This is a genomic window from Oerskovia enterophila (genome assembly GCF_044748475.1).
GTDB lineage: Bacteria > Actinomycetota > Actinomycetes > Actinomycetales > Cellulomonadaceae > Oerskovia > Oerskovia enterophila.
The window spans coordinates 769,208-795,035 of record NZ_JBIVFZ010000002.1 but is presented as its reverse complement, the minus strand read 5'-3'; the positions used below and the strand labels follow the sequence as shown (position 1 = coordinate 795,035).

The 25,828-nt window shown below is 72.2% G+C and carries 24 protein-coding genes; 19 read left to right on the top strand and 5 right to left on the bottom strand.

Features of this window, described 5'->3' with window-relative positions:
• Positions 1–2: 2 nt before the first annotated feature.
• The gene (locus ACIPWA_RS08055) at positions 3–2,846 is read left to right on the top strand and encodes a DNA polymerase III subunit gamma and tau (RefSeq protein ID WP_400289356.1); all 2,844 of its coding nucleotides are present in this window, start codon (positions 3–5) and stop codon (positions 2,844–2,846) included.
• Positions 2,847–2,848: 2 nt separating this feature from the next.
• On the top strand, positions 2,849–3,250 hold the full coding sequence (locus ACIPWA_RS08050; protein WP_400289354.1) for a VOC family protein: 402 nt from the start codon (positions 2,849–2,851) through the stop codon (positions 3,248–3,250).
• A gap of 10 nt (positions 3,251–3,260) precedes the next feature.
• On the opposite strand, the gene ACIPWA_RS08045 is transcribed toward ACIPWA_RS08050, so the two are convergent.
• Positions 3,261–3,680 carry a hypothetical protein gene (locus tag ACIPWA_RS08045; protein ID WP_400289352.1) on the bottom strand — a complete coding sequence of 140 codons (420 nt, stop codon included), beginning with the start codon at positions 3,678–3,680 and terminating at the stop codon, positions 3,261–3,263.
• Positions 3,681–3,740: 60 nt separating this feature from the next.
• Between ACIPWA_RS08045 and recR the strand changes: the two genes are divergently transcribed.
• From recR to ACIPWA_RS07995, 10 genes are all read left to right on the top strand, one after another.
• Positions 3,741–4,340, top strand: a complete 600-nt coding sequence (gene recR / locus ACIPWA_RS08040; protein WP_056645051.1) for a recombination mediator RecR — start codon at positions 3,741–3,743, stop codon at positions 4,338–4,340.
• Positions 4,333–4,908 carry a DUF5063 domain-containing protein gene (locus ACIPWA_RS08035; protein ID WP_056645053.1) on the top strand — a complete coding sequence of 192 codons (576 nt, stop codon included), beginning with the start codon at positions 4,333–4,335 and terminating at the stop codon, positions 4,906–4,908. The genes recR and ACIPWA_RS08035 overlap by 8 nt, the downstream gene beginning before the upstream one ends.
• 135 nt (positions 4,909–5,043) lie before the next feature.
• On the top strand, positions 5,044–5,841 hold the full coding sequence (locus ACIPWA_RS08030) for a TSUP family transporter (protein ID WP_068625501.1): 798 nt from the start codon (positions 5,044–5,046) through the stop codon (positions 5,839–5,841).
• 270 nt (positions 5,842–6,111) lie between these two features.
• Positions 6,112–7,431: an aspartate kinase gene (locus ACIPWA_RS08025; protein WP_056645058.1), complete on the top strand. Its 1,320-nt coding sequence runs from the start codon at positions 6,112–6,114 to the stop codon at positions 7,429–7,431.
• Between the two features lie 14 nt (positions 7,432–7,445).
• A complete protein-coding gene (locus ACIPWA_RS08020) occupies positions 7,446–8,525 on the top strand; it encodes an aspartate-semialdehyde dehydrogenase (protein ID WP_068625459.1) in 1,080 nt (359 codons plus the stop codon).
• A gap of 298 nt (positions 8,526–8,823) precedes the next feature.
• A complete protein-coding gene (locus ACIPWA_RS08015; protein ID WP_056646520.1) occupies positions 8,824–9,213 on the top strand; it encodes a GntR family transcriptional regulator in 390 nt (129 codons plus the stop codon).
• Positions 9,210–10,115: an ATP-binding cassette domain-containing protein gene (locus ACIPWA_RS08010; RefSeq protein ID WP_400289349.1), complete on the top strand. Its 906-nt coding sequence runs from the start codon at positions 9,210–9,212 to the stop codon at positions 10,113–10,115. Before ACIPWA_RS08015 ends, ACIPWA_RS08010 begins: the two co-directional genes overlap by 4 nt.
• The gene (locus ACIPWA_RS08005) at positions 10,112–10,909 is read left to right on the top strand and encodes a hypothetical protein (protein ID WP_354511497.1); all 798 of its coding nucleotides are present in this window, start codon (positions 10,112–10,114) and stop codon (positions 10,907–10,909) included. The genes ACIPWA_RS08010 and ACIPWA_RS08005 overlap by 4 nt, the downstream gene beginning before the upstream one ends.
• Positions 10,910–11,056: 147 nt before the next feature.
• Complete coding sequence (locus tag ACIPWA_RS08000) at positions 11,057–12,118, top strand: ABC transporter ATP-binding protein (RefSeq protein ID WP_400289347.1); 1,062 nt, start codon at positions 11,057–11,059, stop codon at positions 12,116–12,118.
• Entirely contained in the window at positions 12,115–12,939 is an 825-nt protein-coding gene (locus ACIPWA_RS07995; RefSeq protein ID WP_400289346.1) for an ABC transporter permease, read from the top strand. Before ACIPWA_RS08000 ends, ACIPWA_RS07995 begins: the two co-directional genes overlap by 4 nt.
• Positions 12,940–13,012: 73 nt before the next feature.
• On the opposite strand, the gene ACIPWA_RS07990 is transcribed toward ACIPWA_RS07995, so the two are convergent.
• Positions 13,013–13,510, bottom strand: a complete 498-nt coding sequence (locus ACIPWA_RS07990; protein WP_056760753.1) for an NUDIX hydrolase — start codon at positions 13,508–13,510, stop codon at positions 13,013–13,015.
• Between the two features lie 440 nt (positions 13,511–13,950).
• Here ACIPWA_RS07990 and ACIPWA_RS07985 point away from each other — a divergent pair, with 440 nt between their 5' ends.
• Positions 13,951–15,051, top strand: a complete 1,101-nt coding sequence (locus ACIPWA_RS07985; RefSeq protein WP_056646523.1) for a 3-deoxy-7-phosphoheptulonate synthase — start codon at positions 13,951–13,953, stop codon at positions 15,049–15,051.
• A gap of 131 nt (positions 15,052–15,182) precedes the next feature.
• Here ACIPWA_RS07985 and ACIPWA_RS07980 read toward each other — a convergent pair whose 3' ends face one another.
• Positions 15,183–16,589, bottom strand: a complete 1,407-nt coding sequence (locus tag ACIPWA_RS07980; protein ID WP_400289344.1) for a DUF4232 domain-containing protein — start codon at positions 16,587–16,589, stop codon at positions 15,183–15,185.
• 153 nt (positions 16,590–16,742) lie between these two features.
• On the opposite strand from ACIPWA_RS07980, the gene sigK reads away from it, so the two are divergent.
• The 3 genes from sigK to ACIPWA_RS07965 all read left to right on the top strand — a co-directional run bounded on the left by sigK (position 16,743) and on the right by ACIPWA_RS07965 (position 19,773).
• Positions 16,743–17,318: an ECF RNA polymerase sigma factor SigK gene (gene sigK, locus ACIPWA_RS07975; protein WP_400289342.1), complete on the top strand. Its 576-nt coding sequence runs from the start codon at positions 16,743–16,745 to the stop codon at positions 17,316–17,318.
• Positions 17,311–18,099, top strand: coding sequence for an anti-sigma factor (locus ACIPWA_RS07970; protein WP_400289341.1), 789 nt, complete (start codon positions 17,311–17,313; stop codon positions 18,097–18,099). The genes sigK and ACIPWA_RS07970 overlap by 8 nt, the downstream gene beginning before the upstream one ends.
• A 195-nt stretch (positions 18,100–18,294) precedes the next feature.
• The gene (locus ACIPWA_RS07965; protein ID WP_400289340.1) at positions 18,295–19,773 is read left to right on the top strand and encodes a hypothetical protein; all 1,479 of its coding nucleotides are present in this window, start codon (positions 18,295–18,297) and stop codon (positions 19,771–19,773) included.
• A 178-nt stretch (positions 19,774–19,951) separates the two neighbouring features.
• Here ACIPWA_RS07965 and ACIPWA_RS07960 read toward each other — a convergent pair whose 3' ends face one another.
• On the bottom strand, positions 19,952–20,626 hold the full coding sequence (locus ACIPWA_RS07960) for a fasciclin domain-containing protein (RefSeq protein ID WP_056645081.1): 675 nt from the start codon (positions 20,624–20,626) through the stop codon (positions 19,952–19,954).
• Positions 20,627–20,787: 161 nt separating this feature from the next.
• On the opposite strand from ACIPWA_RS07960, the gene ACIPWA_RS07955 reads away from it, so the two are divergent.
• The 3 genes from ACIPWA_RS07955 (at position 20,788) to ACIPWA_RS07945 (ending at position 24,626) form a co-directional block, all read left to right on the top strand.
• Positions 20,788–22,812, top strand: a complete 2,025-nt coding sequence (locus ACIPWA_RS07955) for a cytochrome c biogenesis protein DipZ (RefSeq protein ID WP_400289339.1) — start codon at positions 20,788–20,790, stop codon at positions 22,810–22,812.
• 80 nt (positions 22,813–22,892) lie between these two features.
• Positions 22,893–23,795, top strand: coding sequence for a formate/nitrite transporter family protein (locus tag ACIPWA_RS07950; protein WP_400289337.1), 903 nt, complete (start codon positions 22,893–22,895; stop codon positions 23,793–23,795).
• A gap of 126 nt (positions 23,796–23,921) precedes the next feature.
• Positions 23,922–24,626, top strand: coding sequence for a DUF2625 family protein (locus ACIPWA_RS07945; protein ID WP_056645087.1), 705 nt, complete (start codon positions 23,922–23,924; stop codon positions 24,624–24,626).
• Positions 24,627–24,743: 117 nt separating this feature from the next.
• On the opposite strand, the gene ACIPWA_RS07940 is transcribed toward ACIPWA_RS07945, so the two are convergent.
• Entirely contained in the window at positions 24,744–25,823 is a 1,080-nt protein-coding gene (locus ACIPWA_RS07940) for a sulfite oxidase (RefSeq protein WP_400289334.1), read from the bottom strand.
• Positions 25,824–25,828 lie beyond the last annotated feature (5 nt).

Genomic DNA, 25,828 nt, shown 5'->3' with positions numbered 1-25,828 from the left:
GGGTGAGCACCGCCCTGTACCGCCGCTACCGGCCAGAGACCTTCGCCGAGGTCATCGGGCAGGACCACGTCACCGGACCCCTGCGGCAGGCACTGCGCAGCGGACGCGTGAACCACGCCTACCTCTTCTCGGGCCCTCGTGGCTGCGGCAAGACGACCTCGGCGCGCATCCTCGCCCGCACCCTGAACTGTGCGCGCAACACCGAGGAGACGCCCATCGACACCCCCTGCGGGGAGTGCTCGTCGTGCATCGAGCTCGCGCGCGGAGGGTCGGGCAGCCTCGACGTCATCGAGATCGACGCGGCCTCGCACAACGGTGTCGACGACGCACGAGAGCTCCGCGAGCGCGCCACCTTCGCGCCCGCTCGGGACCGGTACAAGATCTTCATCCTCGACGAGGCCCACATGGTCACGCCGCAGGGCTTCAACGCGCTCCTCAAGCTGGTCGAGGAGCCGCCGCCCCACGTGAAGTTCATCTTCGCGACCACCGAGCCGGACAAGGTCATCGGGACCATCCGGTCGCGCACGCACCACTACCCTTTCCGGCTGGTCCCGCCGGACGTCCTGGGTCCGTACCTCGAGCAGCTCTGTGCCGCGGAGGGCGTGACGATCGGCACGGGCGTCGTGCCCCTCGTGGTCCGCTCGGGCGGCGGCTCGGTGCGTGACTCGCTGTCCGTCATGGACCAGCTCATCGCGGGCGCGGAGGCAGGGAACGTCGACTACGAGCGCGCCGTGGACCTCCTGGGCTTCACGCACGCCTCGCTGCTCGACGACGTGGTGGAGGCCCTCGCGGCCCGCGACGGCGCGAGCATCTTCCGGGTCGTCGAGCAGATCATCACCACGGGGCACGAGCCGCGACGCTTCGTCGAGGACCTGCTCGAGCGCCTGCGCGACCTGATCGTCATCTCGGTCTCGGGCGGTGCTGCGGACGCGGTGCTGCGCGACGTCCCCTCGGACCAGCTCGAGCGCATGAAGGCCCAGGCGCAGCACCTCGGTGCGGCCGAGCTCTCGCGGGCGGCGGACCTGGTCAACGCAGCGCTCACCGAGATGAGCGGCGCCACGTCCCCGCGCCTGCACCTCGAGCTCCTGTGCGCGCGCCTCCTGCTCCCCGGGGTGGACGACGGCGCAGCGGGGCTCGCAGCACGCATCGACCGGTTGGAGCGTGGCGGGCTGGGAACCGCCGGCCTGGCCCCGGTCGCGTCCGCGCCGCGGTCCGGCGGCCCCGAGGGACTCGTCGCCGCAGCGCCGCGAGGCCCGCGGGTCGAGGAGGACGCCCCGGTCGCCCCCGTCAACGGGTTGAGCGGTGCCGCGGCCGCGCGAGCCGCGCTCCAGGCGCGCAAGAGCGGGGAGGTGGCCGCGGCGGCTGGGGCGCCTGCTGCTGCGCCGGTCGCTCCTGCCGCGCCCGCTGTGGTGGCGCCGGCCGCTGTCCCTGCTGCTGCGCCGGTCGCTCCTGCGGTCTCGGTGCCGGCCGAGGCCGCCCCCCAGGCCGAGGAACCCGTCGGCGCGAGCGAGGCGGTCGCCCCGGCGACCGACGACCGACCGGTCGTGGTGCCCGTCGGCGACGCCCATGCGGAGAGGCCTGCGGATGACGTGTCCCCGGTCGCCGACGCTTCCGGCGTCGCCGAGCCCGCAGGTGATGCGACGCCCGCCGCTCCGCTCGATGCCGTCGAGGACGGGACGGAGCAGGGCGTGCCTCGCGCAGCCGCTCCTCTCGCCCCGGTCGCCCAGCCCGTCTCGCCCGCCGTGGAGGCTCCCGCCCAGCCCGAGGTCACGGCACCTTCGGCCGGTGCCGGTGCCGGTGCCGGTGCCGGACAGGCTTCGAGCGACGGCGACGCGCTCAGCACCGACGCGTTGCGCCGTCGCTGGCCCGAGGTCCTCCAGACCCTCAGCTCGAGCCGCGTCACCTGGTCCCTCGTGAGCGCCAACGCGCAGGTCGGCGAGCTCACGTCGGACACGCTGTACCTCGCGTTCCAGACGCCCGCCCTCGCGCGGACCTTCTCCACCTCCCGGCACACGGGCGCGGTCCAGGAGGCCGTCTACCAGACGCTCGGGTTCCAGGTCCGGGTCGAGGCCCGCCTCGACGAGGGCGGAGGTTCGGTGCCCAGCGGTTCGGCGCCTGCCGCGCCCCCGGCTCCACGCCACGACGACCTGTCCGTCGCAGGGCCGTCGGGCCCGGCCGACGTGTCCGGGCACGAGGCCCCCGGCGGGCAGGGCTCGTCGGGGTCCGGCGGGGACGGGCCCTCGGGGTCGTCGGCTCCTGCTCCGGCCTCTGATCGCGTCGGCATCGTCGCAGCGCCGACAGCCACGAGTGCCCCTGCTGCTCCGCAGCACCCGGGCGAGGCAGCCCCGCAGCACGAGCAGCGGAGCAGCGTCGCGGTCCAGGAACGCCCAGCTCCGGCCACCGCGCCCGCCGCGCCCCCGGCTCCGCGCCACGACGAGCCGCCGGTCGTCAACGCGGCCGACGAGGCCTGGCTCGCGGGAGCCTCCATGACCGAGCCGCCGGCAGACTTCGACGAGGGCCCGGAACCGCCGCCCGCGGACGTGAGGCGAGCTGCGCCGTCGGGCAACCGGCAGACGCTGCGCGCGCCCGCCGCGCCCAGCGCCCCGACCCCCGCGCCCGCGGGACCCCCGCCCGGCGTGCGGGAGTCCCGCCGCCAGACGCTCGAACGCCAGGCCGCCGAGCAGAAGGCGCGGCAGTCCTCGGCCCGCGTCGCGATCTCGATCGAGGACGACTCGCCCTCGGACGACGACCCGGACCTGGCGTCGTCGGGCCTGGTCGGTGCCCCGCTCGTGGCGCAGCTCCTGGGCGGCGTCGTGATCGACGAGACCATCGACACCGGGCTCTGACCGTGAGTCCGCGCGGCGAGCTCCACCACGTCGAGCTCTGGGTCAAGGACCTCGACACCGCGGAGAGCTCGTGGGCGTGGCTGCTCGACGAGCTCGGGTACACGCGGTTCCAGACGTGGGCCACGGGGCAGAGCTGGCTGCGCGGGGCGACGTACATCGTCCTCGAGGCGAGCCCCGCGGTCCGTGGCAAGGATCACGACCGCATGCGCCCCGGGGTCAACCACCTGGCGTTCACGGGTGGTCGGCGCAGCGAGGTCGACGACCTCGTGGCCCGTGCCGCCGAGCACGGGTGGAGCCTCATGTTCGCCGACGCCCACCCGTACGCGGGCGGGCCCGACCACTACGCGGCCTACCTCGAGAACGAGGACGGCTTCGAGGTGGAGATCGTCGCGGACGAGAACTGATCGGTCGGGACTACTCCTCCGCCGCCGGGGAGGCCAGCGCGCTGCGCACGGACGAGGCGATCGCTCGACTCCTGAGCGCACTGTCGGTGTGCATCTGCCGGACCTCGGCGGGCAGCCGTGGGTCGTTCGCGATCGAGTCCTCGACCGGTGCGTCGCGCTCGAGCTGGTCGACGATCAGCTGCCACTCGTCGAGGGTGAGGCGCAGCGTGGACCGCTGGCCGACGGCAGGCCATCGAGAGAAGCCCTCGACGGTCGACGGCCAGTCGGGCAGCTGGTCCCAGCCTGCTTGACGGATCGAGGTCGCGGCATGTTCGACACGAGGATCTCCGCCGACGCGCTCGCAGGCCGCCACGTTGTCGAGCATGCCGTCGATGAGGAGCCAGTCCACGGTGGGGAGGGTGAGCGGAATGCTGTCGTCGGCGGTGACCATCGGGCAAGGGTAGCGGTCGCGGCGGCCCGGACCGTGGGCGGCGACCCGTAGGCTGGGGATGTGTATGAAGGCGCGGTCCAGGACCTGATCGACGAGCTCGGCCGACTCCCCGGGGTCGGTCCCAAGAGTGCCCAACGCATCGCGTTCCACCTCCTCGCGGCAGACGCCGCGGACGTGCGACGGCTCGCCGACGCGCTGACCGAGGTCAAGCTGCGCGTGCGCTTCTGCGAGGTCTGCGGCAACGTCGCGGAGGGCGAACGGTGCCGCATCTGCCTCGACCCCCGACGCTCGGCCGCGGTCATCTGCGTCGTGGAGGAGCCCAAGGACGTGGTCGCGATCGAGCGCACGCGCGAGTTCCGGGGCAAGTACCACGTGCTCGGCGGGGCCATCAACCCCATGGACAACGTGGGCCCTGACGACCTGCGCATCCGCGAGCTGCTCACACGCCTGGCCGACGGCGAGGTGCAGGAGGTCATCCTCGCGACCGACCCCAACGTCGAGGGCGAGGCCACGGCCACCTACCTGACACGCATGCTGTCCCCGATGGGGCTGCGGGTCACCCGCCTCGCGTCCGGCCTGCCCGTGGGTGGAGACTTGGAGTACGCGGACGAGGTCACGCTGGGGCGGGCCTTCGAGGGACGGAGAGTCGTCAGTGGTTGAGATCAGCGAGGCCCTGGGGTCCGACCTCCGGTCGGTCGCAGCCTCCGTGTCCGCGCAGGCCCGCACGTTCCTCACCACCACGGCAGAGGTCGCCTCGGGTGCCGCTCCCGAGGCCGCGATCCCCCTCCTGCTGCTCGCCACGTCGGACATGCTGGCCGCCGGTGCGCGGCTCGGCGCCATGATGGACGTCGTCCCGGACCAGCGGTTCGAGCCCGACGCGGGCCCCGAGACCGACCTCGACCCGCTGCGCGAGGCCCTCGCTCAGCTCCTCGACGGTCTCGACGAGTACCCGGAGATCGTCGACCCCGTGCTGGGTGCCGTCGTCAGCCAGGCGTACGTGTCCGGAGACATCGCGTGCATCGCCGAGGCGCTCGCCAAGGGTCTCCAGCACTACGACTCGGGCCAGGAGCTCGAGGCGCTGTGGTGGTGGCAGTTCTCCTACCTGTCCCTGTGGGGAGAGCGTGCCGCGAGCGCGCTGCGCGTCCTGCAGATGGTGCTCGCTCACCTGCGCCTCGACGTCGAGGACGACGTCGCGGCCGAGGCGGAGTACGACGCGCTGCAGTCCTGACGCCCCTCTCGCCCGGGGTGTCGTCGCTTCGGTGCCCCCTCCGCCGTCGTGCAAGACTTCCGTGTGACCTGGGACCTCGCCGCGACGCTTCCTCTCGTGGCGCACGCGCCTCTCGCCGCGGGCGAGGGGATCGTGCTGCCGGGCTCGGGCGGGCTCGAGCTCGACCTCCTGACGATCGCCCTCCTGGTCCTCGCGGGCCTGACCGCGGGCTGGATCGACGCGGTCGTGGGCGGGGGAGGGCTCGTCCAGCTCCCTGCGCTGCTGCTCGTGCCGGGCATCAGCCCGGTCCAGGCCCTCGCGACGAACAAGCTCGCGAGCATCATGGGCACCTCCGTGAGTGCGACGACGTACTACCGGCGGGTGGGTCCCGACCTGCGGACCGCCGGTCCCATGGCGATCGCGGCTCTGTTCGGGGCGATCGGCGGCGCGGCGCTCGCGTCGAAGATCCCCGCCGAGCTGTTCAAGCCGATCATCCTCGTGGTCCTGATCGCGGTGGCGGTCTACACGATCGCCAAGCCCAGGCTCGGGCACACGACGAACCTGCGCTGGGAGGGCAACGGGCACCGGTGGGCCGCGGCCGGGATCGGGCTCGTGATCGGGTTCTACGACGGGCTGCTCGGGCCCGGGACGGGGACGTTCTTCGTCATCTCGCTCGTCAGCATCCTGGGGTACGCGTTCCTGCCGGCCTCCGCGCTCGCGAAGATCGCCAACTTCGCGACCAACGCGGGCGCGCTCATCTTCTTCGTCCCGTACGGCGCGGTGCTGTGGGGGCTGGGGCTCGCGATCGGGGCCGCGAACCTGCTGGGCGCGTACATCGGGGCGCGCATGGCCGTGGCCAAGGGCAGCGGGTTCGTGCGGGTCGTGTTCGTGGTCGTGGTGGGGGCGCTCATCTGCAAGCTCGGGTACGACGTCGTCACGAGCCTCGGGGGGTGACCTCGCCCGACGCCGGGTCGGGCCGGGTGCTTGCCGACGGCTGCCGAGAACGAGGTTGCGTTCGTTCTCAGGCTCAGAACGACCGCAACCTCGTGCTCGGCACCCGGTAGCCAGCATCCCCGCAGGTCAGCGACCGGCACCGGCCCGGACCGTTCGCATCCTGAGCCCCCTCCCGCCGTCCACGGGCGCCGGGCTATCATCGACCGACTCGTAAAACACCCGGCGGGCCGTTGAGAGAGACGGAGGCCGGCGACGTAACGGAGCAGGCTAGTGGCACTTGTCGTGCAGAAATATGGTGGCTCGTCGGTAGCTGATGCGGAGAGCATCAAGCGGGTGGCGAAGCGCATCGCAGAGACCAAGCGGGCCGGACATGACGTGGTCGTCGTGGTCTCGGCCATGGGTGACACGACGGACGAGCTCATCGATCTCGCCCAGCAGGTCACCCCCCTTCCCCCCCAGCGCGAGATGGACATCCTGCTCACGGCAGGCGAGCGCATCTCGATGTCGTTGCTGGCGATGGCGATCAACAACCTCGGCGTCAAGGCCAAGTCGTTCACGGGCCAGCAGGCCGGCGTGATCACGGACGCCGTGCACGGCAAGGCGCACATCGTCGACGTCGTGCCGCACCGCATCCGCGAGACGGTCGAGAAGGGCTCGGTCGCGATCGTCGCCGGGTTCCAGGGCGTCACGCAGAGCACCAACGACGTGACGACCCTCGGTCGTGGCGGCTCGGACACCACGGCGGTCGCGCTCGCGGCCGGCCTGGGCGCCGACGTGTGCGAGATCTACACCGACGTCGACGGCGTGTTCACCGCGGACCCGCGCATCGTGCCGACGGCCCGCAAGATCGACCGCATCTCCTACGAGGAGATGCTCGACATGGCGGCGAGCGGGGCCAAGGTCCTGGTGCTGCGCTGCGTCGAGTACGCGCGCCGCTACGACGTGCCCATCCACGTCCGTTCGTCGTTCTCGACGAAGCCGGGGACCATCGTGTCGAACGACGCGCGCCCCGTGCCCAACGTCCCCCAGCAGGCTCCCGGCCACCCGGCCGACAACGAGGCAGAGGTCATCATGGAAGATCCGATCATCTCCGGCGTCGCGCACGACCGCAGCGAGGCCAAGATCACCGTCGTGGGCGTCCCGGACGTCCCGGGCACGGCCGCCCGCATCTTCGAGGTCGTGGCCGGTGCCGGCGCGAACATCGACATGATCGTCCAGAACGTCTCGGTCGCGGCCACGGGCCTGACCGACATCTCGTTCACCCTGCCCATGGACGACGGCGCGCTCGCGACCACGGCCCTGGACGCCGTGCGCGAGGAGATCGGGTTCGCGTCGCTCCAGTACGACGACCAGATCGGCAAGGTCTCGCTCATCGGCGCGGGCATGAAGTCGAGCCCGGGCGTCTCGGCGCGACTGTTCGGTGCGCTGCGTGACGCGGGCATCAACATCGAGATGATCACGACGTCCGAGATCCGTATCTCGGTCGTCACGCGGGCCGACAGCCTCGACGACGCGGTGCGGGCCATCCACACCGCGTTCGAGCTGGACGGCGAGAGCGAAGCAGTCGTCTACGCCGGCACCGGCCGTTGAGCGAGGAGACCACCATGAGCAACCAGAACTCTGCAGGCCTCGTCGTCGGCGTCGTCGGGGCGACCGGTCAGGTGGGCGCCGTCATGCGCCGCCTGCTCGAGGAGCGCGACTTCCCCGTCGCGCAGATCCGCTACTTCGCCTCGGCGCGCTCCGCGGGCAGCACCCTGCCCTGGAAGGGTGAGGACGTCGTCGTCGAGGACGCAGCCACGGCCGACGTCTCGGGCCTCGACATCGCCCTGTTCTCCGCGGGCGGCGCGACGTCCAAGGCGCAGGCCGAGCGCTATGCCGCGGCGGGCGTCGTCGTGATCGACAACTCCTCGGCGTGGCGCATGGACCCGGACGTCCCGCTCGTCGTGTCCGAGGTCAACCCGGAAGCGATCCACGAGGCGCGCAAGGGCATCATCGCGAACCCGAACTGCACCACGATGGCCGCGATGCCGGTCCTCAAGCCGCTCGCGGACGAGGCCGGTCTCGAGCGCCTGATCGTGGCGACGTACCAGGCGGTCTCTGGCGCGGGGCTGGCCGGTGCGGCCGAGCTGCGCGACCAGGCGGTCGCCGGGGCCGAGCAGGACCTCACGGGCCTGGTGCACTCGGGCAGCGCTGTCTCGTTCCCCGCGCCGGACAAGTTCCCGCGCAACATCGCGTTCAACGTGGTGCCGCTCGCCGGGTCGATCGTCGACGACGGCGAGGAGGAGACCGACGAGGAGAAGAAGCTCCGCAACGAGTCGCGCAAGATCCTGGGTCTTCCCGACCTCCTGGTCGCGGGCACGTGCGTGCGCGTCCCGGTCTTCACGGGCCACTCGCTCGCGATCCACGCCGAGTTCGGCCAGGCCATCACTCCGGACCGTGCGCGCGAGCTGCTCGCGGCGGCCCCGGGCGTCGAGCTCTCGGACGTCCCGAACCCGCTCGAGGCCGCTGGTGCGGACCCGTCGTTCGTGGGCCGCATCCGCACCGACCAGAGCGTGCCGGGAGGACGTGGCCTGGTGCTGTTCGTCTCGAACGACAACCTTCGCAAGGGTGCCGCGCTCAACGCGGTGCAGGTCGCGGAGCTGGTCGCGGCAGACCTCACGAGCAAGGCCGCTGCCTCGGCCTGACTCGTGCTGCCGGGACGGGCGGGAGGCTGAGGTCTCCCGTCGGTCCCGCTGGTCCGGCGACGGGCCAGGCACCGCGGTGCCCGACGGCGCCCCTCACCTTCCGGTGGGCGGGCGCCGTCGGGCTGTGCGCACGTGCGTGGAGCGCCGCCGAGAAGTGAGCTGTGGCCCTTGATCCCACCGGATCAGGGGCCACAGCTCACTTCTCGGCGGCGTTGCCTCTTGCGCACACCCAGGGTTCTATGGTTCATTACTCATGTAACGAACCATAGAACGTGCGATCGGCGAGAGGATGGGCCCCATGTTCGACGGACCTGAACCCATCTACCTGCAGATCGCCCAGCAGATCCGCGCCCAGATCCTGAGCGGAGACCTCGCCGAGGAGGAGCAGGTCATGTCGACCACCCAGTACGCGACGACCTTCCGCATCAACCCCGCGACCGCCGCCAAGGCGTTCGCAGGGCTGGTCGACGAGGGAGTGCTCTACAAGCGGCGCGGCGTCGGCATGTTCGTCGCCTCGGGAGCCCGCGAGAAGCTGCTCGCCGAGCATCGCGACCGCTACTTCGCCGAGGTCCTGCGCCCCGCTCTGGTCCAGGCCGACCTGCTGGGCATCACGCCCGCCGAGATCGTGGACCACGTCCTCGGCCGCGGTCCCCAGGACCGCCCCACCCCGACGGGAGAGACCCCATGACCGCCCCCACCAGCCCCGACCCGTTCGGCGTCGAGCTCCGGGACGTGACGCTGAGCTTCGGCAAGGGCGAGAAGCACCCGGCGCTCGACGGCCTGAGCCTCCAGATCCGTCCCGGCACCATCACGGGACTTCTCGGCCGCAACGGCGCGGGCAAGACGACAGCCCTGTCGCTGATCGCCGCCATGCGCCGCCCCGACGCCGGGACCGTGCTGGTCGACGGCGAGGACCCGTTCGAGAACGCCTGGGCCATGGCCGGCACGCAGCTCGTCCGCGAGAGCGGCGACACGATCTCGGCGACCAAGGTCGCCGACAGCCTGGGGTACTACGCCGAGATGCGCGAGCACTGGGACGCGGACCTCGCGGCCCGTCTGGTCGACCTGTTCGAGGTCGACCTGCGCAAGAACCCCGAGGACCTCTCGCGCGGCAAGCGGTCGGCGCTCGGGGCGGTCATCGGGCTCGCGTCCCGCGCGCCGCTGACGATCTTCGACGAGGTGTACCTCGGCATGGACGCGCCCAGCCGGTACGCGTTCTACGACGCGCTCGTCGAGGACTACACCGAGCACCCGCGCACGATCGTCCTGTCGAGCCACCTGATCGACGAGGTCGAGCGGATCTTCGAGGACGTCGTCATCGTCGACCGGGGGCGCGTGCTCCTCGCGGAGAGCGTCGAGTCCGTCCGGAGCAGGGGAGTGAGCCTCACGGGCTCGGCGGCCGCGGTCGAGTCGTTCGTGGACGGCCGCCGCGTGCTGGCCCGGCAACGCCTGGGCGGCACGGCCCAGGTCACGCTCTTCGGCACGCTCGACGACGCCGAGCGGGCCGCTGCGACCGAGGCGGGCCTCGAGCTCGGCGCGGTGCCCTTGCAGGACCTGTTCGTGCACCTGACCCGGGAGGAGCGATCATGACCGAGAACCTGACGGGCCCCACGGCCCTCACCAGCCGGGAGGCGCAGCGTGCTGCGGTGCGCCGTACGGCCGAGAGACGGTCGCTGCGCACCGCGACGTGGTCGATGTCCGCGGGGACCTGGCAGATCGGTGCGTGGTTCTGGGTGATCGTGCTGATCATCGCGGGCATCATCGGCTACGTCGAGGTGCGCACCGACATCCTCGACGGCAGCGTGATCGACGGCGTCGTGAGCGGGTCGGCGAAGTTCTTCCTGTTCGTCATGGGCATCATCGCGCCTATCGCGAGCATCGCGGTGCACGTCGCGGCGGGTGGCACGCGCCGGTCGTTCATCCGTTCGACCTGGTGCACGGCCGTGATCCTGGGGCTCACGTTCGCCCTCGTGGCGGCGGTCCTGGGCTACGTGGAGTGGCTCGTCTTCCGGGCGCAGGGCTGGTCGCCCGAGCTCGACCGGGCCCAGCTCTACGTCGACGGTGGCCAGGTCGGTACCGCGTTCCTGGTGCAGGCGTTCTTCTGCAGCGTGTACTGGCTCTCGGGCGCGGCCATCGGCATGGGGTACTACGGGTTCGGGGTGTGGCGCGGGACGTTCGCGATCCCGCTCTTGCTGATCCCCGTGGTCCTCGTCGAGCTCGCGTTCCAGAGCGGCTACTTCGGCAGGCCGTTCGCCCAGGCCGTCGGCCTGGCCGACGCGCAGGTCCTCACCGCGGTCGTGGGTGGCCTCGCGGCCCTCGCCGCCGCGGCTTTCGCGTTCCATCTCGTCACGCGGTCCGTGGCGATCGCCCCCGTCACGACCTGACGGCCCTGGCGTCCCCGACGCCTTCTGCGCGGCGTGACCCACAGCGGGGACCGGCGCACCCACCACAACGCTCATCCCGTCCGACGGACGGCGCCCGGTCCACCGGTGCGCCGCCCGGTGGGCGAGCACACCCTCAGGGAGGGCACCATGACCACCGCACATCCCGCCCCGTCCGTCCCGCCCGCGTCGTCGACGCACCGGTCGCGCTCGGCGCGCACGCTGCCCGACGGCGCCGCACCGGCCATCGAGGTCGTCGCCCTCCGCAAGGCGTACGGGAGCAACGTCGCCGTGCGCGACGTGAGCCTCGCCGTCGGGCCGGGGGAGATCTTCGGCATCCTCGGCCCCAACGGGGCCGGCAAGACCACGACCGTCGAGTGCCTCGCCGGGCTCCGGCAGGCCGACTCCGGGACCGTCCGGATCCTCGGCAGGGACCCGCAGAAGGACCCGGCCTCGGTGCGCGAGCTCCTGGGAGTCCAGCTCCAGGAGGCCGAGCTCAACGACCGCATGACCGTTGCCGAGGCGCTGCGGCTGTACGCGTCGTTCTACGAGTCGCCCGCCGACACGAGCGAGCTCCTGGACCTGCTCGACCTCACGCCGCACCGCGACCAGCAGTTCGCCAGGTTGTCGGGCGGCCAGAAGCAGCGGCTGTCGATCGCGCTCGCACTCGTGGGGAACCCGCAGGTCGCGATCCTCGACGAGCTGACCACGGGTCTGGACCCGCAGGCCCGCCGCGCCACGTGGGAGCTCGTCGAGCGGGTGCGCGACCGCGGCGTGACGATCCTGCTCGTGACCCACTTCATGGACGAGGCCGAGCGCCTGTGCGACCGGCTCGTCATCATCGACCAGGGAGTCGTGGTCGCGGCCGGTTCGCCGGCCGAGCTCATCGAGTCGGTCGATACCACGCGCGTGCTGCGCCTGCGGGTCGAGCCCCACGAGGAGGCCGACGTGCTCGAGATCCTTGCCGGGCTCGCGGACGTCCAGGACGTGGCGCGCGAGGGCCACGAGATCGAGGTGACCGGGACGCGGCGGGTGCTGCCCGCCGTCGTGCTGGCCCTCGCCGAGGTGGACGTCGTGCCCGACGTCCGGACCGTGACGCGCTCGCTCGAGGACGTGTTCGTGCACGTCACGGGCAGGACCTACGACCACACGGGGGCGACGGGCCCCGCACCGACCGACGACCGGTCCGACACCGAGGGAGCAGCACGATGACCACGCAGACGGCACGACACCCGCAGGTGGCAGCGCCCCGGCGTCGAAAGATCGCGGGCACCGGGTGGCACGGCCTGCGGACCCTGACCCTGACCGAGGCCCGCCTGCTGCTCCGCGACCCGGGGACGGTCTTCTTCGCGCTCCTCTTCCCGACCGTGCTGCTCGTGGGGGTGGGCTTCGCGATCCCCGGCATGCGCGAAGTCATCACCGACGCCCCGCCGCCCTGGGGAGGGCTGACCGCCGTGGCGGTCTACGTGCCCGTGGCGCTCGCGACCGCGGTCGCGACCGTCGCGCTCACGACCATGCCGGTGTACTTCGCGACGTTCCGCGAGAAGGGCGTGCTGCGCAGGCTCTCGACCACGCCCATGAGGCCGCAGGGGCTCATCGGGGCCCACGTGGTCATCAACCTGGTGACGGTCTGCGTCGCGGCGCTGCTCGCGGTGCTCGTCGGGAGCCTGGTGTTCGACCTCGCGGCGCCCGCGAACCCGGCCGTCGTCGGGGGGAGCTTCCTGCTGGGGATCCTGTCGATGTTCTCGCTCGGGATGCTCATCGCGTCGCGCGCCGGGAAGGCGAGCACCGCGTCGGCGATCGGGATGACGCTCTACTTCCCGATGCTCTTCCTCGCGGGCATGTGGACGCCCGGGCCGATCATGCCCGAGGTGCTCCGCACGATCGGTGGGTACACGCCGCTCGGCGCTGCGACGCAGGCCATGACGACGGGCTGGTTCGAGGACGGCGTGCCCCTCTCGCAGCTCGTGGTCATGGCTGTGTGGACCGTGGTGCTGCTGCCGCTCGCGGTGAAGCTGTTCCGCTGGTCGTGAGGCGACCGCGGAGCTCGCGCACATCGCGGGGCGCCCGGTGCGTGGGTCCTGCCGGGCGGCCCCGCACACCGGGCTACCGGACGAAGAAAGGTCCCGCGGTCGGGTCCGCGAGGTAGCCCAGGGTGTGGCCGAGACGCTCGCTCGTCGAGGCGGCGAGGTCGGCCGGCAGGTCGTCGGGGGCGAACCACGCGACCGCGAGGGACTCGTCGTCGGCCACGTGGGCCGCTGCCGCCGCGGCGGGGGAGACCGGGCGGCACAGGAAGCACAGGTCGAGGTACTGCGAGCGGTCGCCGTTGGGGTACTCGACGGCCGGGGTCACCGTGACCCCGGTCAGGGCGTCGACCCGGACGGTCACGCCGGTCTCCTCGAGGACTTCGCGCGCGAGACCGACCGCGGGGTCCTCGCCCGGCTCGAGGATCCCGCTCACGATCGCCCACTGCCCGGTGTCGGCGCGCTGCCCCAGCAGGAGACGTCCGTCGTCGTCGATCACGACGCCCGAGACCCCCGGCATCCACAGGAGGTCGGTCCCGACGTGGGAGCGGAGCGCGGCGACGAACTCGGGGATCGGCATGGACCGAGCGTAGACGGCGCGTACCGACGGCGCGCTGACCGCGTGCCGGCCGCCTGCGGGGCCGGCGCGACCCCGAGCACTCCCGACCGGAGTCTGAGACGGCCCTGCCGGTCCCCGAAACGGCTGTGCTACGGTCGTCGGGTGAACACGGTTCGTTGGTATTGGCGCTTTACGCTGGCTCCTGGAGGGGCCGAGCGGGCGTTCGCCTGACCAACCTTCCCCGGAGCCAGCACAGGGCCTTGGACGCAGACCGCGTCCGGGCCCTTCGTCATTCAGACGGGCCGACTCCGGACACAGAGCAGGCCGCACGGCTCCGTCTGAGTCACCTTCAGATCAGGAGCCCTCGCATGACCGCCACGACCTCGACCGCCGTCTCCGCGGAGACCGTCGACGAACGTCACCCCGAGACGGTCACCTCCGCCACCGGCGCAGGTGACACCATGGAACGCGTGACCTCTCACCCCGAGTACGAGCTGCAGGCGCCCACGAGCGACCTGCGCATCCGCGCCCTCGACCCGCTGCCCGCCCCCGTCGACATGCTCGCCGAGCTTCCCCTCGGCACGGCCCGCGGTGACCTGGTCACCCAGTCGCGCCGTGAGATCCGCGACGTCCTGGCGGGGGACGACGACCGCCTGCTCGTGATCGTCGGCCCGTGCTCGGTCCACGACCCCGAGGCAGCGCTCGACTACGCGCACCGCCTGGCGGCCGTGGCCAAGGACCTGTCGGAGGACCTCGCGATCGTCATGCGCGTGTACTTCGAGAAGCCGCGCACGACGGTCGGTTGGAAGGGCCTCATCAACGACCCCGACCTCGACGGCACGCACGACGTCAACCGCGGCCTGCACCTCGCCCGCGAGGTCCTGCTCGGTGTCCTCGACGCGGGTGTCCCCGCGGCGACCGAGTTCCTCGAGCCCACGAGCCCGCAGTACATCGCGGACGCCGTCTCGTGGGGCGCGATCGGTGCGCGCAACGTCGAGAGCCAGGTGCACCGCCAGCTCGCGTCGGGCCTGTCGATGCCGGTCGGCTTCAAGAACGCGACCGACGGTGACATCCAGATCGCGGTCGACGGCTGCATCACGGCGGCGAGCGAGCACACGTTCTTCGGTACGGACGGGGCGGGCCGCGCGGCCGCGGTCGAGACCGCGGGCAACCCGGACTGCCACATCATCCTGCGCGGTGGTCGCAGCGGCCCCAACTACGGGCCCGACGACGTCGCGTCCGCCCTGCGCGTGGCCGCGTCCTCGGGCCTGGGCGGGGCCGTCGAGCACGGCCTGGTCATCGACGCGAGCCACGGCAACTCGGGCAAGGACCACGTGCGGCAGGCCGAGGTCGTGCGCGAGGTCGCGACGCGCATCGCCGAGGGCGAGGCCGGCATCACGGGCCTCATGATGGAGAGCTTCATCGTGGCGGGGGCGCAGGCGCCGGCTCCGCGCGGGCTCGTCTACGGCCAGTCCGTGACGGACAAGTGCATCGACTGGGACACCACGGCCGAGCTGCTCGGCGAGCTGGCCGAGTCGGTGCGGGCGCGCCGGGCGCTCTGAGCCACCGCACTCCTTGGCACGACCGACGGCCGCTCTCCCCACGGGGAGGGCGGCCGTCGTGCGTGCTGAGTCGGTGCGACCGTGCGGTGGTGCGACCGAGCCCGGGCGCGAGCGCGCCCCGACATCGCGGGTCAGGACGAGGAGCGGACCCAGTCGCCGACCACGACGCGCGCGCCCTCGAGGATGTCGACGCCCGACTCGGCGCCCGGGACGTCCGTCACGCGAAGGCGCGCCTCGTCGGCGCCCGGCACGGTCGTGACGAGGACGCTCGTCGTCTGGTCGGGGTCGTTGGCCGTCGACATGGCGCCCCACCGGAGCTGCGAGGTCGCGACACCTCCGGGCGGCACGACGATCCGGACCGGGCTCTGCCCGGGGATCTCCGGCTCGGACAGGACGTCCGGGACAGTCCCCGAGGCGCGCAGGAAGCTCAGCCCGGGGCGCCCGTCGAGCGCGCACGGTGCGTCGGTGACGTTCTCCGCGGTGACGGTGAGGAAGCGCGACCCGGCGGCGGCGTCGAACCCGGTCACCCCTGCTCGGAGGTCCTGCCCGGTGCAGGGCGGGACCCCGTCGGCGGCCGCGGCCGCGGCGTCGGCCTCGTCGTTCGCGGGGTCTGTGCTCACGAGCTCTCGGTCCGAGACGAAGCCGGACTCGGACGTCTCGCTGCCGTAGACCGTGAAGGCGATCGCGCTGCCCAGGAGGTCCGCCTGGCCCGAGGCGCGCAACCAGTCCGCGACGGGTGCCGGCGGGCCGTCGACGTAGACGGTGAGCAGCGGGACGGGGTTGCCCGTGGGGGACCTGACCTCGTAGACGGCCTGGTTCGACTCGCCGCGCGACCCCGCCTCTGCCAGGAGCTGGACGGCGGGCAGGGGTGGCGGCACGGGGTCGACGCCCGCGGTGTACAGGACCCCGTAGCCGTCGGTCGAGAGGGAGTTCAGCGGCCGTGCGAGGGTGCCCGCGACCTCGGCCAGCCCGGGGAGCGCGGCCGGGTCGCGGCCGCTGACCGCCGCGTTGTCGGCCGTGAGGTGGACCGAGGTGGCTCCTGCGTCGAGGAACGCCACGGCATCGTGGACGACGGGGTCTCCCGGGCCCGTGGGTTCGAGCGTCAGCGTCGCCTTGGTGCCGGGCAGCGTGTCGACCACGGTGACCGTGGGCGGCCCGCTGAGCCCCGAGCCGGCGAGGACACCGTAGACGGCGTCGACGGTCGCCTGGGTGTCCTCGGGGGTCCGGAAGTTCTCGAGGTCGATCGTCACCGCAGGGGAGGGCGGTGGCACGTTCTCGAACATCTCCTCGTCGAAGACCTGGATCGTGGCGGACTCGACACCCTCGATCGCCCCGAGATCCCGCTCGAGGTCTTCGCGGATCTGGGCGTCCTCGGACCGGGCGGGATCGGCAGCGGCCTCGCGCTCGTCCCCCTGCTCAGCGGCCCGGACGTCGCCGCGGGCCGTGGCCCAGAGCGCGAGCGCGACGAGCACCACGAAGAGCACCGCCACGACGACGTAGAGGGGATGGAGCCGGGTGGGCTGCGGCGTCTCGGTCACCCCGTGAGGGTAGCGGCAGCCCCCGACCGACCGGCGACCCATCCGCAGGCCCGAGCGCGACGAACCTTGGGTGCCTCAGCCGTCGCGGATGCAGTGCACCTGCGGACGTCCCGCCCGTGCGCCGCGGCGGGGAGCCTGGGGCAGACTGGTCGGGTGCCACCCGTGAGGACGAGCGAGCCCGATGCTCTCGATGCCGCGCTCGCCGCGTGCGCCGGGGGTGATCCGGCTGCGTTCGCGCCGGTGTACGACGCCCTGGCGCCGGCCGTGTTCGGCACGGCGCTCGGCGTGCTGCGAGACCACGACCACGCGGCCGAGGTGACCCAGGAGGTGATGATCGAGGTGTGGCAGACGGCGGTGCGTTTCGACGCCTCCCGGGGTTCGGCCCGGACGTGGGTCGTCACGATGGCCCGACGGCGAGCGGTGGACCGGGTGCGGTCCGAGCAGTCCCGCCGGGTCCGGGACCAGAAGGACGTCGACGGAAGGTTCGCCGGAGGAGGGCACGACGTCGTGGCCGAGGAGGTCGAGCAGCTGATCGAGTCGGCCGCGGTGCGCCGGTGCCTCGGGAGCCTCACCGAGACGCAGCGCGAGTCGGTCGTCCGGGCCTACTTCGGTGGGCTGACGTACCGCGAGGTCGCGCTCGAGCTGGGGGCGGCAGTGCCGACCGTGAAGTCACGGATCCGTGACGGGCTCGTGCGCCTGCGTGACTGCCTGGGGGTGAACCGTGGTTGACGACGACACCCGCGACACCGGCCAGACCGGAGACACCCGCGACACCGGGTCGGGGCCCGGAGGACCGGGCGCGGACGACCCGCGCGACCTGCTCGCGGCCTACGCGCTCGACGCGGTCGACGACCTGGACCGCCGCGTGGTCGACCGGCTGCTGACCACGGACTCCGACGCGCGCCGCGAGCTCGACGAGCACCGCGCGGTGGTCGCGGCGTTCACGGTCGACACGCCCCCGCCTGCTGGGCTCCGCGACCAGGTGCTCGAGCGCGTCGCGTCGACGCCCCAGGTCGCGGCCGTCCAGGCCGGTCGGGCTGACGCACGCCCGGGCCGTTCGGCTCGGCCTCCCCGCCGGTGGGCCGTCGTCGCGGCGGTCGCCGCCGCGGTCGTGGCGGTCGCGGTCCCGACGACGCTCGCGGTCCAGGCCCGGCAGGAGCAGGTCCGGCTCCAGACGCAGGCCGACGCCGTCGCCTCGATGCTCGCCGACCCCGCTGCGGAGATCGTCCGTGGCGAGATGGTCGGGGGCGGGGACGCGAGCGCGCTCGTCTCGGGCGACCGCGTGCTGTTCTCGGTCTCGGACCTGCCGCAGGCCGGGGCTGCCGAGGACTACCAGCTCTGGCTCGTCGAAGGGGACCGCATGGTCTCGGCCGGGGTCTTCGACGCACGGGACGGCTCGGCCGCTCTGCTCGTCGAGGCCGCCGGGAGCGCGGGAGTCGCGGTGACGCTCGAGCCTGCCGGCGGGTCGCCGCAGCCGACGAGCGACCCCTTGGTCGTCCTCGAGACCTGATGCTCGATCTCGGATAATTTCCGACCCGAATTCCGGCCGCAATGCCCGCTCTCGGGTAATTGCTTGGTCCGATTCCGGATATATGCCGGGGTTTGTCAAAGCCTAGGTATTGGTGATGCAATACGACGCGTTCCCACCCCGTGTCGTTCGTGCGACGTCGCATCTCGGCATCACCCCGGAAGGAATCCACCACCCGTGAAGAAGCTCCTGGCGAGCACGGCAGCCTCGCTGCTCGCCCTCGGCGGACTGGTCGCCACCGCGGCCCCCGCCTCCGCCCACACCCCGCAGGTCTCCGCGACCTGCACGGGCCTCGACGTCTCGCTCAAGGCCTACTCCGCCAAGGACAACTCCGTCACCGTGAAGGTCGACGGAAAGGTCGTCAAGAACGAGACCTTCCAGCGCTCGTACTCGACCTCCTACACCTTCCCCGACTCGTCGGTCGCCCACTCGTGGGAGATCGACGTGCGTGCCTCGGACGGCAAGAAGTACGACTACGCGCAGCAGGGCAAGACCACGCCGTGTGCCTCCTCGCCCACGCCGGGCAACGAGGTCGGCATCTACGTCTACCAGAAGACCGATCCCGCGAAGCCTGCCGCGTGGGAGAACTCCGGCCCCCAGACGCTCGTCGACCACAAGCCGGGGACCGACTGGTACACCACCTTCCCGTCCGACCTGCCCCGGGAGGTCTGCGGGGACGGGTGGGCCGTCCAGCAGGACAGGATCCGCCAGGACGGGACGTTCGACTGGCCAGAGACCATCACCCCGCCGAAGTCCGCGCTGGGCAAGGTGCTGACCGGCTCCAAGCACCACGACCTCGACGACCTCGTCGAGGTCCCGGAGTGCGCCGAGGAGACCCGGCCCCCGGTCGAGCCCGAGACACCTGCGGTCCCGGAGCCCGAGGAGCCGGCCCTGACGATCGTGCCCCCGGTCGCACCGACCATCCGCGAGGTCTGCGGCACCGACGACGAGCGCTTCGTCCTGCCCGAGAGCACCGACCAGATCAGCTACACGCGGACCGAGGGCGCGATCGTCGCGCACCCGGCCGACGGCTTCGCTCTCGGTGAGTCCGCGGGGTACGTGCTGGCCGCGGACGGTGCGAGCGCGTCCTTCGCGCTCGACCTGGAGCCCGCCGTCGAGGACTGCGCCCTGACCCCCGGTGACATCGGCGCGGTCTGCGAGGCCGACACGCCCTACCTCGGCTACGAGGTCTTCCTGCCCGAGGGGTACCAGGCCGACAGCGACCGCCCCCTGAGCATCACGTTCCTGAACCCCGGCGAGGGCGAGGACTACACGGTCGAGGGGCTGCCGCTCGACGGCAGGATCCTGTGGCCCGGCGCGTCCGCGGACGAGCCCCGCGCGTGGCCCGGCTGGGAGCGGCAGTCCGACGGCACCTACGTCGAGACCGACGGCAACTACGCCTGGACGCGGTCGGACGTCGAGGTCCTGTTCCAGGTCAACCCGGACTACTCCACGACGGTCCGCTACCCGGAGGGCACGGCGTCGTGCGCCAACCCGCCGGCCGCAGCAGCTCCTGGGCCCGTGAGTGCCGAGGCGCCGAGCGGTCCGTCGCTCGCCGCGACGGGAGCCACGGCCGGAGCAGCCGGGTTCCTCGCGCTCCTGCTCGTCGGTGGCGGTGCTGCGCTCGTGTGGGCGCGCCGCCGGGCGAACGGCTGACCGCTGACGCGCTGAACCGCAGCAGGACTGCCCGCCCCTGAGGGCCGGGCGCACAAGAGGAGCCGGTCGCTCGGGGCATCCCGTCCGGAGCGACCGGCTCCTCGTCCGTGTCCCCGTGCATCTACTGGTGGGCCGGCCGCCGCGGCACGGGGACAACCGCGGCGGTCGGCGTCGGGGGTCACATGGTCGGCATGAGGACCGTGTCGATCAGGTAGACCGTGGCGTTCTGCGTCATGACACCGCCACAGATCACGCTCGCGTCGTCGACCTTGAGGTCGTCCCCCGAGCCCGTGACGGTCACGGTCCCGCCCTCGACGGTCTCGTGCTCGCCGACGACCTGGTCCGGGGTCAGCTGTCCGGGGACCACGTGGTAGGTCAGGATCGAGGTGAGCGTGTCGGAGTCGGTCTTGAGGCTCTCGATGGTGGCCGGGTCGATCTTCGCGAAGGCGTCGTCGACCGGCGCGAACACCGTGAACTCGCCGCCGTTGAGGGTGTCGACCAGGTTCACGTCGGGGTTGAGCTGTCCGCTCACCGCGGCCGTGAGGGTCGTGAGCAGGGGGTTGTTGGACGCCGCGACCGCGACGGGGTCGGTGGACATGCCCGTGACGGAGCCGGCACCGTCCGGGACCTGCTCGGCGTAGGCGGCACAGCCGGGACCCACGAGGTTGGCCGCCGGGTCCACCTCGGGGGTCATGGCGTCCTCGGACATGTCGTCGCTGGGCATCGTCGTCTCGGCCGCGCTCGAGGTGTCGTCGCTCCCCGAGTCGGAGTCCGAGCTGCAGGCCGACAGGCCCAGGACCGCCAGGGTCGCGACGCCGACCACGGCGTACGAGGTACGGGTTCGAACGTTCATCGGTCTCTCCTCGTTGTCGTCGCCCCGTCAGGTGCGGGGCGTCTTGGAGGAGGTTCGGAGCCCGGGCGAGGGTGGATGGGTCCGATCTTCTCGCCGTCGCCGCGCGGTGGTCCGACGGCCCCTCGACCCATCCCGCGGGGACGCGGCGCCGAACCCCGGCCATGGAAACCCTCGTCCTCATCGGTCTGCTCGGTGGCCTCATCACCGGCATCTCGCCGTGCATCCTCCCCATGCTGCCCGTGATCTTCTTCGCTGGCGGGGTGCAGGGCGCCCGCGGCGTCGCACCTGCAGCTTCCACCGTGCCCGACGACGGAGCCACCACCGAGGTCCGGTCGCCCTCGGCGGAGGACGGGTCGGCAGCGCCGTCGGCCGCGCTCTTCGCGGGTGCTCCGGGTGCCGTGACGGTGGGTGCGCGCGGGCAGGTCGTCACGGCCGTCCGTCCGCCTGCCTCCCGGGCACCGGGTGCGCCGTCGAACCCGGCCACGGCGGACGTCTCCCCGCCGGCGGACGGCGAGCGGCGCCGTCGGGCCGGGGGCGGCGCGGACGCCCAGGGCGCCGCGGGCCGGGGCGCTCGCCGCTCGTGGCGCCCGTACCTCGTGATCGCGGGGCTCGTCGTGAGCTTCAGCGTGTTCACCCTGCTCGGCTCGCTGCTCCTCGGGGCGCTCGGCCTGCCGCAGGACCTCCTGCGCTGGGTGGGCCTGACGCTGCTCGCGGTGATCGGCGTGGGCATGATCGTGCCGCGGTTCGAGGAGGTGCTCGAACGACCGTTCCAGAGGATCGCGGCGCTCGGTGCGGGACGAGGGACGCGCAGCCAGGACCGCGGGGCGTTCGTGCTGGGCCTGGGGCTGGGGGTCCTGTACGTCCCGTGCGCGGGACCGGTCCTCGCGGCCATCACGGTCGCGGGCGCGACGGGGAACATCGGGCCGGAGACCATCGCGCTCACCGTGTCGTTCGCGGTGGGCGCGGCGATCCCGCTGCTGGTCTTCGCGCTCGCGGGCCGTCGGGTCGCGGAGCGGGTCAAGGCCTTCCAGCGCCACGCACGGGGGATCCGCGTGGCGGGCGGCGTGGTCATGATCGCGCTCGCGGTCGGGCTCGCGTTCAACCTGCCCGCCTACCTCCAGCGCGCGCTGCCCGACTACACGGGCAGCCTCCAGGAGCGCGTCGACGCGTCCGGGACGGTGCGCGAGGCGCTCGACCTCGGTGGGATCGTCACGGACGAGAACCGTGGGCTGTCGAGGTGCTCGAACGGCGCCTCCGAGCTCGAGGACTGCGGTCCGGCGCCGGCGCTGCGGGGGATCGACACGTGGTTCAACACACCCGGCGACCGGCCGCTCGTGCTCGACGGCCTGCGCGGCAAGGTGGTCCTGGTCGACTTCTGGGCCTACTCCTGCATCAACTGCCAGCGCGCGATCCCGCACGTGAACGCCTGGTACGAGCAGTACAAGGACGTGGGCGAGGGGTTCGAGGTGATCGGGGTGCACACGCCCGAGTTCGCGTTCGAGCGCGAGACGCGCAACGTCGTGGCGGGGGCCGACGACCTGGGCGTCACGTACCCGGTCGCGCAGGACAACTCCTACGCGACCTGGACCGCGTACCGGAACCGCTACTGGCCCGCGCAGTACCTGATCGACGCCGACGGGACCGTGCGGCACATCCGGTTCGGCGAGGGCGGGTACGAGGACACCGAAGGGCTGATCCGCGAGCTCCTCGCGGACGCGAACCCGGGCGTCACGTTGCCGGCCGCGACCTCGGTCGAGGACGGGACACCCGACGGCGCGACGACCCCGGAGACGTACCTCTCGGTCGGCAAGGTCGGCAACTACGCGGGCGAGCCGCGCTACGCCGCGGGGGAGCAGGCGTTCACGCTCACCCAGGACCAGGCTTCCGACACGTTCTCGCTGGGCGGGACGTGGGACGTCGACTTCCAGGGGGCGACCGCGGTGTCCGAGGGTGCGCGCGTGCGGCTGGCCTACCGCGGCACCGACGTCTTCACCGTCCTGGGTGGCCAGGGCACCGTCGTGGCGACCGTCCGCGACGCAGACGGGGAGGTCGTCGAGCGGCGGGACATCGCGGTCTCGGGGAACCCGACGCTCTACCCGGTGATCGAGGGGGACGCGCCGAGCGAGGGGACGGTCGAGCTCGGGGTCCCGGCGGGGATGCAGGTCTTCACGTTCACGTTCGGGTAGGAAGCGTCCGGACTGAGACCGCCCGTTCCATCTGCCGACCCTCCGGGGACGCATAGATGGAACGGGCGGATCATCGAAGGGTGCTGACCCTCACCGAGAACCTGTCCGAGCAGTCCCGAGCAGCTCGCACCAAGGTCGAGGGCACCCGGCACCCCTGGCGCTACCTGGTGGCCGCGATGCTCGCCGGGGCCTACATCGGGGTGGGCGTAGTCCTCATGGTCGCCACGGCCGGGCCGTTCCTCGCCGCGGGGGCGCCGGCCGAGCGGCTCGTGGCCGGTGGCGTCTTCTCGGTCGCGCTGACCCTGGTCGTCTTCGCGGGGGCCGAGCTCAGCACCTCGGCCATGATGATCCTGACCCAGGGAGCGGTGACGCGGACGATCCCGGTGCGCTCCGCCGTCGGGACGCTGCTGTTCTGCTTCGGCGGGAACCTGCTCGGGTCCATGCTGTTCGGGTGGATGGTCGTCCAGTCGGGGATCCTGCACACCAACGCCGCCGCGGGCGAGATGATCGCGTCGATGCTCGCGGGCAAGTCGCACGAGACCGGCGGTCAGCTCTTCTTCCGCGGCGTCCTGTGCAACGTCCTGGTGTGCGCGGCGATCTGGGCGTGCGGTCGCCTCCGGTCGGAGGCCGGCAAGGCGATCGTCATCTTCTGGGCGATCTTCGCGTTCATCTCCTCGGGGTTCGAGCACGTGGTCGCCAACATGACCACGTTCAGCATCGGCCTCTTCAGCCCCGAGATGCTGACGACGTGGGGCCAGTTCGGACGGAACCTGCTGTTCGTCGGGCTCGGCAACCTGGTCGGGGGAGCGGTCGTGGTGGGCCTCGGCTACGCGGCCGTGGCCGGACGCCGGCAGCCCGCGGCCCCGGACGCCGGTGCGGTCCCAGGACCTCTCCACGAGGTGGACGAGGCCGCGGAGACCGTGCCCGTGCCGATGGCCGAGGGGTCCGTCCGTCTCACGGAGCGGACGCCCCGCGGGGTCTAGTTGCCCCGGAATTCCGGGGATCGCACCTCCTTGAGCACGGAGAAGATGCGCAGATGGGGAGAATCCGGTAGCGGATCCTCCGCGACGTGTCGGAATTCACTGCCAGACGTGGCATGATCCCCGGTCATGGGCATCAGGACGGTCTCGGATCTGACGCAGGTCGACGATCCTGCGTGGCCCACGCTCGCCCGGATGTTCCAGCGGCCCGGCGTCGAGGTCCTTGCGCCGCCCGAGTGGGCGCCCGAGGTCCTGTACCGCCTCCAGATCACGACGCGCTCGACGCTCGGGGCGCTGGCCCTCTACACCGGCGGCGTCCTGGTGGACCACGGCTGGCTCCGGCTCCTCGGCGGAGGCGCGTACGGACTCCCCGACCTCGCGACGATCAACGGCCTGGGCACCCCGGAGGAGGGGGCCGTCGCGCCCCAGAGGCTCGTCGTCGCGTTCGACGTGCTCGGCGGGACGTTCGCGGTCAACGGCGGCGGCCTGCCCGGCCCGCTCGGGGACGTGCACTACTTCGCCCCGGACACGCTCGAGTGGCACGTCCTGGGGTTCGGCCTCGGTGCCTTCGCGGAGTGGGCCGTGAGCGGCGGGCTCGCCGAGTACGTGGCCGACCTGCGCTGGCCGGGTTGGGTCGACGACCTGGAAGCGCTCCCGCCGAGCCAGGGGCTCAGTGTCTATCCGCCGTTGTGGTCGGGCCAGGGGAGCGGATCGACCAAGCGCAGCCCGGTCCCGCTCGACGGCCTCGCCGCATGGCACCAGGAGCTGGGAGAACGGATGACCCCGTTCGCCGACGCGGCAGCCGAGGGAGAGACGGGCCCCGGCGTCCGCTGACGGCAGTGGACGCCACCGTTGCGCAGGCACGTCGCGCGGTCTGGTCCCGGAGGGGTGAGCGGTCCTCACAGCGGACCTCCGGACTCCGGCCTGCGAGAGCGCAGTGGTGGGATCTGGTCAGACGACGTCGACGTAGACGACCTCGATGGCGTTGTTGCCGTAGCCGAGCCGGTTCCACGGCGGTACGTCAGGTTGCACGTTCCCCGCTGCATCGGTCGCCCTGACGCGGAGCGTGTGGCGCCCGACCGCGGCATCCTCCCAGTCGAACGACCACTCCTGCCAGTGGTACGGGCCCGTCGGCGGAGCGAGGTGGGCCTCGCGCCACTCGCCAGCACCCGTGAGGCTCACCTCGACACGTGCGATGGGGCCGGTCCCCGACCAGGCCTTTCCGCGCACCTCGACGGCGCCCGCGGGCACGGTCGATCCAGCAGCGGGAGCAGTGACGCGCGCCCTGACGCGCATGAGGTCGACGGGTTCCGGGGCCCGATCGGCCCACTCGTAGATGTAGTGCCCCGTCTGGAACTCGCCGACGTACGGCTCGGTCAAGACGTCGATGCGCTGGAGCCACTTGACCGACGCCACGGCATACCAGTGCGGCACGACGATCCGGAACGGCGCACCGTGGTCCTGGCCGAGGGGTTTGCCGTTCATCTCGTACGCGATGAGGATCTCGGAAGCCGGATCGGCGACGTGGTCCAGCGGCAGGGAGCGGACGAAGTGCATGTCCTCGGTGTCGGTCTCGGCGAGCACCGCGGCCAGGTGGTAGGCGCCGTGATCAGCGCCCTCGAACCGTACGTCGACGCCGTCGTCGTGCGGCCGCGCCTGTGCCAGCACCTCGTGCAGCAGAGCACCCTTCCAGCGGGCGGTCGAGACGGCGTAGTCACCCCATGGCTCACCGGTGGGCAGTGGACGCATCTCGAGGCGTCCGTTGCCGGCGCACTCGAGCGTGACCGCGCGTTCGTGCGCGGGGAAGGCACGAAGGTCCTCGAGCGTGAGGGTCAGCGGGTGCTCCACCGCGCCGCCGATCTCGAGCCTGCCGTCGTGCTCGGGCAGCGAGAAGTTGCTGCGCACGTAGTGGAGCTCGGTCGGGGTGATCTCCTCGGTGAGCGCCGCGGGCGGCGCCTCCGCGTTGTACGGCGCTGGGTTGATCATCTGCAGCGCGGCGCGCGCACGGATGACCTCGTCGGGAATCGTCATGGCTC